This is a genomic window from Geomonas sp., from assembly GCF_035254065.1.
Classification (GTDB): domain Bacteria; phylum Desulfobacterota; class Desulfuromonadia; order Geobacterales; family Geobacteraceae; genus Geomonas.
In genome coordinates, this window is the sequence record NZ_DATFBA010000360.1 from 1 (window position 1) to 8,977 (window position 8,977).

Sequence of the window (8,977 nt, forward strand, 5' to 3'; positions counted from 1 at the left end):
ACCGCGGCGCTTGGCACCAGCCACGCCTTGGGGAGCACATGGCGGTTTTCCACCACCACCGAGCCGCCAGGAGAGAAGAAAACGGGCACGAAGCGGGCAGGGTCCATCTTCGCCTTGTCCTGCTCGTACTGTTCCTTGGGCTCCACCAGGTAGCGCAGGTTGATGAGGTCCGGCATCGGGGAGGCCATCGAGAAGTTGTCGAGGAAGTCCTGCCAGCGTCGCTGTTGAACCGCGTTGGAGGTGTACATGACCGGGATGCCCGCGGAGACGTACTGCATCGGGTCGCCGTTCATCGGGAGCACCCGGTACTCCTTGGACTGGCCGGCCAGGAACTCGATCTCCGGAGTTTTCACCCCCCTCACCTGCTGCGGCTCGTCGATCAGGAAGAGGAATTTGGCGTTGACCCGCCCCACGTCGGCGAGAAAGAGCGCCAGCAAGACCAAGGGAAGGGCCTTTACGCTCAGCGTGCCGCGCTGGAAAAAGGAAAAGGCGGCGGCAAAGAGGGTGGCGACCGCTGCCGCGATGCCGGTCTCGGTGACCAGGTTCCCCCAGCGCTGCAGGACGAGCTGTGTGCTCGCCTGCTCGTAGCGGGTCGGCTGCCCGATCATATCGATCAGCCTCTCGATCCAGAACTTGCTCCCTGCCACCTCGATCCCCAGCACAACCAGCAGCACCACCGGCAGCAGGAAGATGCCGAGGAGATAGCGCTTGAAGGCCCGGGTGGCGCGCACCGCGGGGTCAAGCAGCAGATCAAGCCCCAAGGCGGAAAGCACCCCGAGGCCAAGCACCGGGATGAACATCATCATCTTGGGCACCCGGAAACGATTGATGCCGGGGAAGTGATCGAACAGCAGGTTGTAGAAGGGGGTGTACTTCCCCATCGAGAAGAAGATCCCGACCACAATGGCGGCAAGGGCGAGCCAAGTGTAGCGGTCGCGCCGGAAAATGAGCGGCAGCGGCAAAAGCAGCCAGGGAAGCAGCCCCATGTAGCTGACGGTCTGGGTGAAGTTCATCCTGCCCCAGTAGTAGGAGGCGATGTTCTTGGGGTTCTCCCCCCCTTCCTGGCGGGAGAAGCCAAACATGCCGGGGATGATGAAGGCCGCGGTCTCCTCAGGCGGCATGGACCAGGACATCGCTTCGTCACGGTTCATGGTGCTGCTGGACTGGGCAGCGGCACCAGCAGGAGCGGAGACAGCGGCGGTGGTGCCTGCGCGGTTGGAGCCCTTGGCCCAGTTGGAGAGCGGGGCCAGGGAGATGGCAACGGTGGTCAGGAAGAACACCAGCAGGGTCAGGTTCAGCCCGAACAGTCGGGCCACCTCCTGCTTGTCCCCCCGCTCCTTGACCAGGATCACCACCGAGCGGGCGATGCAGTAGACCCCGACCGCCAGACAGGTGTAGTAGGCGATCTGCCAGTGGGTGTGGAAGAACTGGTAGGCGAGCGTCACCGCCGTGAGCAGGAAATAGAAAAGGCGGCGGCTCCGGAACCCCTTTTCCAGGAAGAAGAAGGCCCACGGCGCGAAGGAGATGGTGGCAATCTTCATGACGTGGCCGGCGTTGATGAGGGAGGCGTTTTCCGGTGCCAGCGCGAAAATCAAGCCCCCCAAAACGGAAGCGAAGCGGCTGGCCCCTATCAGCCGGCAACAGCAGTAGGTACCGGCTGCGCCGAAGAACAGGTGCAGCACCATGTACCACGCCACGCTCTCCGGCGGCGGGAACAGCCAGAAGACCAGGTTGCGCACGAACAGCAGCTGCGAGGAGGCGGAGCCCCCCTCAAGGGTGAGGCCGCTGTTGATCAGCATGTTCCAGTCCGCGGCCAGGTCCACCCTGAAGAGATCGAGGAATTTCATGGTGTGAATCCCTCGGATCCCCCAGTAGAACTCGGCGATGATGTCGGGCGCGCGCACAATCTGATGGGTGAAGAGTATCTTGGAAAAGCAGGCCAGTACGACCGCCAGCAGCAGCGCGATATAGAGCAGGCCTTTTCTTCTTTCGGTCATTGAAAAGACTCCGGTGAAAAATCAAAATCCCTGGCCCTAGAGGCAGGGCGCTAAAAGTTAAGCCGATGTCTGCGAATAAAACTCCGCCAGCCGGGTAGCGGACTCCCGCCAGCTGAAGGCTTCCAGCATGTAGCTGCGCGCCTCTTTACCCAGCAAGCGCCTTCTCTCCGGCGAAGCGAGCAGCTCGACCGTCCGCGCCGCCATTTCCTGCCAGTTGTCAGGATCGCAGAGGATGCCCGACTGGCCGTCCCTGATGTACTCGGCCAGCTGTCCCACCCGGTCGGCGACCACCGCCCTCTCCGCCAACAGGAGCTCGGTGAGCTTGGCCGGACACTTGGTCCGGTTGACCAGGGTGTCGGCGAACGGATAGATGGCCACGTCGCCGGCCGCCAGATAATCGGGGATGGCTGCAGGTTCGAGCCAGCCGGCCATCAGCAGGGCCTGCTCGTATCCATCCTCCCGGGCCGAGGCGACAAGACTCCCCTCTTCTTCGCCGCGTCCCTTGCCGACCACCAGGAAACGGACGCCGGGTACCTTCCGGAAGATCTCGGCGAAGAGGTAATGCAACTTCTCCTGGCTGAACTCGAAGAAGCGGGTGTAGAGGAGCACGACCGGCGCCTGCGGGTCGATCCCCAGCTTTTCGCGGATGGCCATGCCCGCACCGGCAGCGGAGGCGACGGCGCCATTGGGGAGATAGAGCAGCCGGGCGCGGGGAACCCCGTTTTCGGCGGCAAGCTCCTCGAGCGCGCGGCTCGCCACGGTCACCCCGACCGCCCGGTTCAGCAGCCAGAGCTCCTGGAACTGGTAAAAGCGCCGCTCGGCCCCGCCGTAGGGATGGAGTTCGTTCATCCCCCCCTTCCCTTCCCAATCATCGGTATCGACCAAGAGAGGCGGCAGCCGGAGTCCGGCCCGCTGCAGCACGATCTGCAGCATGGCGGCCACCCCGCCGTACCCCTTGGGCTTGAAGAGGTGGACCAGATCAGGCTTCTCGGCCAGCGCCGCGCGGAACATGCGCCAGGCAAGCGGCAGCACCGCGAGCGCCCTGTTGCTGGGCCCGAGCGTCACGTTGCGAAGCCGCACCCCGCATACCGTCTCGGTCAAGCCGGAATCCTCGGGGTTCGTGTAGGGGGGCGCGACGATCACCACCTCGTGCCCCAGGGCCTGGAGCTCCACGGCGAGCGGGATCATGCGGGCGATCACGGTCCCCTTGGGGCGGATTCCGAATGGCGCCAGGAAAACGATCTTCAAAAATCCCCCTTCACGATCCCCGCCTTCCCATTAAGACGCGCAAGGTCAGAAGTTAAAATAGATAAAACCGGCGTTACTGTCCATATTAAAAAGGAGAATTCCGGCAACCAGTCCAAAGTAAGCGCTCCAACGAAGCGGCAGCGGCGCCGCCTGGAAGAAGTCAGCACCAAGCCGAGTGCGCTCCTTGACGAGCGCCACCAGCCAGATCACCAGTATCGAGACGGCGGCGATCGCCAGGTCGGTGCCCCCGTGCGCGAGCAGCACCTTTCCGAAGCCGGAGACACCCGCGAACAGGTGCGAGACCACGTAGAGGGCGTCGGCAATGGAATTGGCCCGGAAGAAGATCCAGGCGAAGCAGACCAGGTGGAAGGTGACGGCGATCTGCCAGACCTTCTGCGCCAAGGACTTCTCCAATCCCAGCCGCTGGTAGATCTTCTTCTGGAGCGGCTTGTAGAGCACCGAGCAGGCCAGGTACAGGCCGTGCAGCGCCCCCCAGATCACGAACCCCCAGCTGGCGCCGTGCCAGATCCCGGAGGACAGGAAGGCGACGAAGAGCGCGATTGCGGTCCCCCACTTCTTCCAGTAGCGCAGCTGCATGTGCAAGGGTGCGAAGAGGTAATCGAGGATCCAGCGGGAGAAGGAGATGTGCCAGCGCCGCCAGAAATCGGCCACCGAGCTCGCCAGGTAGGGGGCGTTGAAGTTCTGGGTGAGCCGAACGTTGAACATCCGCCCGATCCCCAGCGCCATGTCAGTGTAGCCGGAGAAATCGTAATAGAGCTGGAAGGCGTAGAGGTAGGTGGCGAAAAGCAGCGAAAGCCCGCTGTAGGAGTGGACGTCGCCGTAGACCGCGTTCACGTAGATGGCAAGCCGATCCGCCACCACCGCCTTTTTGAACATCCCCCAGCCGAACTGGAGGAGCCCCGCCTGGAACTCGTCATGGTCAAAGCGCCCCGCTTCACGCAATTGCGGCAGCAGGTCCCGCCCCCGCTCGATCGGCCCCTGCAGCAGTTTCGGGAAGAAGGCCAGGTAGAGTGCGAAGTAGCCGGCATGGCGCTCGGGCTTTTCTCCGTAGAGGTGGATATCGATCAGGTAAGAGAGGGCCTGGAAGACGAAATAGGAAACGCCGATGGAGACCAGCACCCGCCCTTCCGGCACCGCGAGATGCGTCGAGAACCGTCCCAGCAGCGCGTTCAGGTTCCGCTCCAGGAAGGGAAGGTACTTCATCCCCACCAGCACCGAAAGGTTCGCGATGATGCCGCTCCAAAAGAGGATCCTTTTCCATCCGCCGCTCTGGCAGCGGTCGAGCAGGATGCCGCACAGATAGGTGACGGCCGAAACGACCAGCAGCGCGACCAGCAGGTAGAGGTGCTTCAAGGTCAGGTAGAAATAGAAGCTCGCCCCCAGCAGCATCACCCAGCGGAACCGCTGCGCCGTGAAGTACAGGCACAGGAAGAGTCCGGGGACGAAGAGCAAAAATTCTATGGAATTGAAGTTCACCAGCTGCTCTCCTGCCCCCCGTTTTCAGCGTTGTCCGATCGACTGATCATCTCCGCTGCAGGTCCCCCCCTTGATAAAGGGGGGACAGGGGGGATTGCTTTCGCTTAAAGTCTTTCCTTCTCTACCTTCTCGATTGCCGCCGCGCACGCATCCACCAGCAACCGCTTCCCAAGCGGCGTGTAGTGCGTATCAGACGCATAGTAAAGAAGGGGCATCCCCGGCTTGTTGTAACGGCAGTAGAGCGAGTAGAGGTCGATGTTTTTGACCCCTCGCGCGGTCAGCTTGCGGGAAAGCCTTGGGATGAAATCATCGTAACGGTAACCGTCCTGGACCAGGTGGTGATAGACCGAGTACTTGTTCGGGATGACCACGTAAATCAACTCGACATTGTAGCGCTTTTGCAGCGTTTTGGACAAGCGCTCGATGCTGTCAGCCGTCTGGTCCAAGAGGGCGTCGCTCTTTCTCGTTTTTCCGAAATCGATGTCGCGCTGGTAGAAGAGCATGTCCGGGTTTTCGGAAAAAGAGCCGACCGACTTGTCGACGATCCTGAAGTAGTCGAACCTGACGTTCTTCAGCCACTTCTCTACCGGGTGCACAATGACGTTGTTCTTGAAGAAATATTCGACGTCACTGTTCTTCAACACCTTGAAGGCGATGGCGTCGATCTTGTTGCCGGAGGAACCGCTCGCCGCGTTGTAGGTGTCGCCGCGATCCAGCACGCTGCGCTCCACGCTCTCCAGGATCAGGACCCTCTTCTTGCCCGGCTGATACCCGATGCTCTCCAGGAAGGAGAGCGGATAGCTCTGCGGCTCGAAGAAGGTGTCGCTGCGCAGGTTGTAGACCTTGCGCCCCAGCCTGCCGGCGAGCTCGCTGGCAAAGAGATCCGATCCCAGGTTGCTGTTGAAGAAGGAATCGCCCAGGGTGAGCACGTCGGCCTCTTCCAGGGTGCCCATGGGGGCCTGCCGCCCCAGGGTGATCTCCTCCCTGAACCGGTCCAGCTCGCTCAGCCGGTACAGGTCGCCGCCCGACTGTCCCGGCGGCTCCGGTGCCATGAAGGCGCGCCCGATGGAGGGACACTTGCCGCCGACCACGATGAAGAGGGCGAACAGCATGACCGCCGCGTAGAGGAATTTCCAGCCCCGGCTCATCGCGACCTCTCCCCGTTGATAGCGGCAATTTCCCGCAGACACTCATCCACTAAAACCGCCTTGCCGGCCGCGGTGTAGTGGGTGTCTCCGGCAAAGAAGAAGGGGTGGCCTGGGGTCTCGCGGTTGAGATAAGCACTGTACATGTCGAGGGCGTGCACGCCGCGCCGGTGCAGGCGGTCAACCAGTCGAGGCACGAACAGGTCATAGGGGGTGGCATCCCGCACGTACCGGCGGTAAAGCGAGTACTTGTCGGGCATCACCACGTAAAGAAGCTCCATGTTGTAGCGCTCACGCAGGAGAGCGGCCAGCCAGGCGACCTGGTCGGCGGCAGCGTCCACCACCGCGTCATCCTTCTTTATGGCCGCGAAATCGAGATCGCTGTGAAAAAATAACATCGACGGGTTTTCGCTGTAGGCGCCGATGGCCTGGTCCACCTTGCCGAACCACCTGAAGCGGGCGTTCTTCAGCCATTTCAACAACGGATGGACCACCAGGTTGTTCTTGAAAAAATACTCCACGTCTCCGTTGTCCAGCACCCTGTTGGCCAGCGTATCGGTAGGGGCGGCAGAGGTACGGGCGGCGGCGCAGTACCTGATGGTCCGCTCGAAGGTGTTTCGCTCCACCGTTTCCAGCACCAGGATCCGCCGGCGGTCGCCGCGGTAGCCGATGCTGGCGAGATAGGCCAGGGGGTAGCTGCACGGCTCGAAGTCCTTACGGAGGGCAACGTTGTGGACGGCCATACCTCCCTTGCGCGCCACCTCGTTCGCGAAGAGGTCGGACTCCAGGGAACTGTTGAAGAAGGAATCCCCCATGGTGACCACCGCGGCATTTTCCAAGGGAGCGGTGGGGGTCGGGGTGACCACCTTGACCGGTTGGCTGAAACGGTCGAGCCCGCTGAGACGGGAGAGATCCCCCTGCGGGACGGCCTCCTTTTTCAGGAAATGCTTTCCGACCGAGGGGAACTTCCCGCCTATCACGACGGCGAGCGCCGCGGCGATCAGTGCCGCGTAAATTATCCTGGAGACCTTGTTCGTCATTTTCCGGAGGAAGCCTTCCGGTACTTCACCAGGTAATCGGCGTATCTCTGCACCGCGCCCAGCAGCCGGTGTCCAGCCACTCCTGCCGCCAGCGAGAACAGACGGAACTTGCGCGCGTGCGGGAAGCCGCGCCGGCAGGCTTCATCGATCAGCCTTCTCCCTTCCTCGACCCGGCCGGCCAGGATCAGCTTTCTGCCGTAGTCGGCTGAGTGGAAGGCGGCTACGTCCCGGCCGTCGATGCCGCACTCGGCCAACTGAGCTTCGTAGAGCCCCACCACCTTGCGCGCCACTGCCAGCTTCGCCTCGAACATGCGCAGGAGATCCTTCACGGTGTTTTCCCCGTGCATCCGGCAGGCGGCGTTGCAGCTGTCGAGAAAACCGAACCGCGAACCGGTGAGCGCCAGGCGGAGCAGGAAGTCCCAATCTTCGTAACGGCAGTAGGCAGTGTCGAATCCCTGCACCCGGGCCACCGCGTCCCTTCTGAACAGCGGGGAGTTCATGGTGATGAAGTTCGTGTAGATCAAAAGCGGCAGGATGTCTCCGGACGGCGTCGGTCTCCTGACCGTGTAGCCATCCCTGCCGCTTTCTTCCCGGAAATAGCTGACCCGCGAGTAGACCACGTCATACTCCGGATGACCCTCCAGGAAAGCTACCTGCTCCGCCAGCTTTCCCGGCAGCAGCAGGTCGTCTGCGTCCAGAAACCCAATGTAGCTGCCGGTTGCCTGCGCGATGCCGTTGTTGCGCGCCGCCGAGCGCTCCTGGTTGTCCTGCCGGAGGTAGCGCACCCGCGCCCCGTAGCTGCGGGCCACCTCGGCGGTGCCGTCGGTCGAGCCGTCGTCAACCACGATGCACTCCACCGCCGGGTAACCCTGCCCCAGGACGCTGTCGATGGCCTGCGCGACGTACTTTTCGCAGTTGTAGACCGGAACGATGATGCTGACTGTCGGTTGCACTAAAAGCCCCATGGAACGCTCAGCGAGGAGTGTACTGGCCGAAACGGCCGGCAAAGAAATGGCAAAGGCCGGTCAGGATCGCCCTCGCCTTCTGTATCCTGCGCTCCGAATTCAGCAAGAGCACATTGATGAGCTTCTTCGGAATCACCAGCAACAGGAAGATCACCAGGAACAGGAGGTAGGATCCCCTCCCGACATTCTTGCGCATGAGAAGCGCGTTGTTGCGGATCATGTAATAGAGCATGAGGGGAGACTGGTGCCCTCCCACCGAGGCCGAGACCTTGTGCCAGATTCTCGCCTTCGGCACGTACAGCATTTTGAAGCCCGCCTTTTTCGCCCGCAGGATCCAGTCCGTCTCCTCGTAAAAGAGAAAGAACCTGTCGTCCAGCAGCCCGACTCGTTCCACCAGAGCGCTGCGGACGAGGAGGCTGCACCCGGACAGGGTGTCCATCTCGGCAATCTCGTCGAAGCGGCCGTCGTCCTTTTCCCCGAGGGCCAGCAGGCGCGGCTGCCCGGTCCTGAGGTCGATGGTGGAACCGATGCAGTTCAGGTGGTCCGGCTGGGAATGCAGGAGGATCTTGGGCCCAATCATGCCGACCGAGGTGTCCGCTTCCGCGACCGGCACCATCTCGCTGAGAGCGTTGGGATCGACCACGGTGTCGTTATTGAGCAGCCAGACGTAGTCGGCGCCCTTCGCCATGGCGCGGCGGATGCCGGCGTTGTTGCCGCCGGCATAGCCGAGGTTGGCGCCGGCCTGAAGGAACTCCAAGTCAGGGAATTCTTCCCGCAGGATGGCCTCGGACCGGTCCGAGGATGCGTTGTCCACCACCAAGAGCCGGAAGTTCCCGTAGTTCAGCCTTTGGCAGGATCGCACGCACTCGACGGTATCCTGCCAGCCGTTCCAGTTCAGGATGATGATATGAACTTCTGGCAAAGAGATCTCCATTAACCCCGTCCTGCCTGATGGCCGCCGACAGCTTTCAGCAACCGGTAAACTAGCGTCCTTGGCAGGTTAGCAATCAGGGTGGCCACTCCGGCAGCCACTCTCCCCGCTCCCATGTCATGCCGGGCCAAGGCGTTCTCGGTGTGCACGATTC

At 62.1% G+C, this 8,977-nt stretch carries 7 protein-coding genes; all 7 read right to left on the reverse strand.

Annotated features, from left to right (window positions below; genetic code table 11):
• Positions 1–1,997: putative glycosyltransferase family protein (locus tag VJ604_RS16755; protein ID WP_324084532.1), on the reverse strand; the 1,997-nt coding region annotated here is incomplete at its 3' end.
• A 57-nt stretch (positions 1,998–2,054) separates the two neighbouring features.
• Positions 2,055–3,245, reverse strand: coding sequence for a glycosyltransferase family 4 protein (locus tag VJ604_RS16760; protein ID WP_324084533.1), 1,191 nt, complete (start codon positions 3,243–3,245; stop codon positions 2,055–2,057).
• A gap of 45 nt (positions 3,246–3,290) precedes the next feature.
• Positions 3,291–4,742: an MBOAT family O-acyltransferase gene (locus tag VJ604_RS16765; protein ID WP_324084534.1), complete on the reverse strand. Its 1,452-nt coding sequence runs from the start codon at positions 4,740–4,742 to the stop codon at positions 3,291–3,293.
• 104 nt (positions 4,743–4,846) lie between these two features.
• Entirely contained in the window at positions 4,847–5,890 is a 1,044-nt protein-coding gene (locus tag VJ604_RS16770) for an alginate O-acetyltransferase AlgX-related protein (RefSeq protein WP_324084535.1), read from the reverse strand.
• Entirely contained in the window at positions 5,887–6,927 is a 1,041-nt protein-coding gene (locus VJ604_RS16775) for an alginate O-acetyltransferase AlgX-related protein (protein WP_324084537.1), read from the reverse strand. Before VJ604_RS16775 ends, VJ604_RS16770 begins: the two co-directional genes overlap by 4 nt.
• The gene (locus VJ604_RS16780) at positions 6,924–7,880 is read right to left on the reverse strand and encodes a glycosyltransferase family 2 protein (protein WP_324084538.1); all 957 of its coding nucleotides are present in this window, start codon (positions 7,878–7,880) and stop codon (positions 6,924–6,926) included. The genes VJ604_RS16775 and VJ604_RS16780 overlap by 4 nt, the downstream gene beginning before the upstream one ends.
• Positions 7,881–7,899: 19 nt before the next feature.
• Positions 7,900–8,814, reverse strand: coding sequence for a glycosyltransferase family 2 protein (locus VJ604_RS16785; RefSeq protein WP_324084539.1), 915 nt, complete (start codon positions 8,812–8,814; stop codon positions 7,900–7,902).
• Positions 8,815–8,977 lie beyond the last annotated feature (163 nt).

Coding starts and splice junctions, on each gene's coding strand:
- VJ604_RS16770 (WP_324084535.1), bottom strand. CDS start 5,890: ATGAGCCGGGGCTGGAAATTCCTCTACGCGGCGGTCATGCTGTTCGCC.
- VJ604_RS16775 (WP_324084537.1), bottom strand. CDS start 6,927: ATGACGAACAAGGTCTCCAGGATAATTTACGCGGCACTGATCGCCGCG.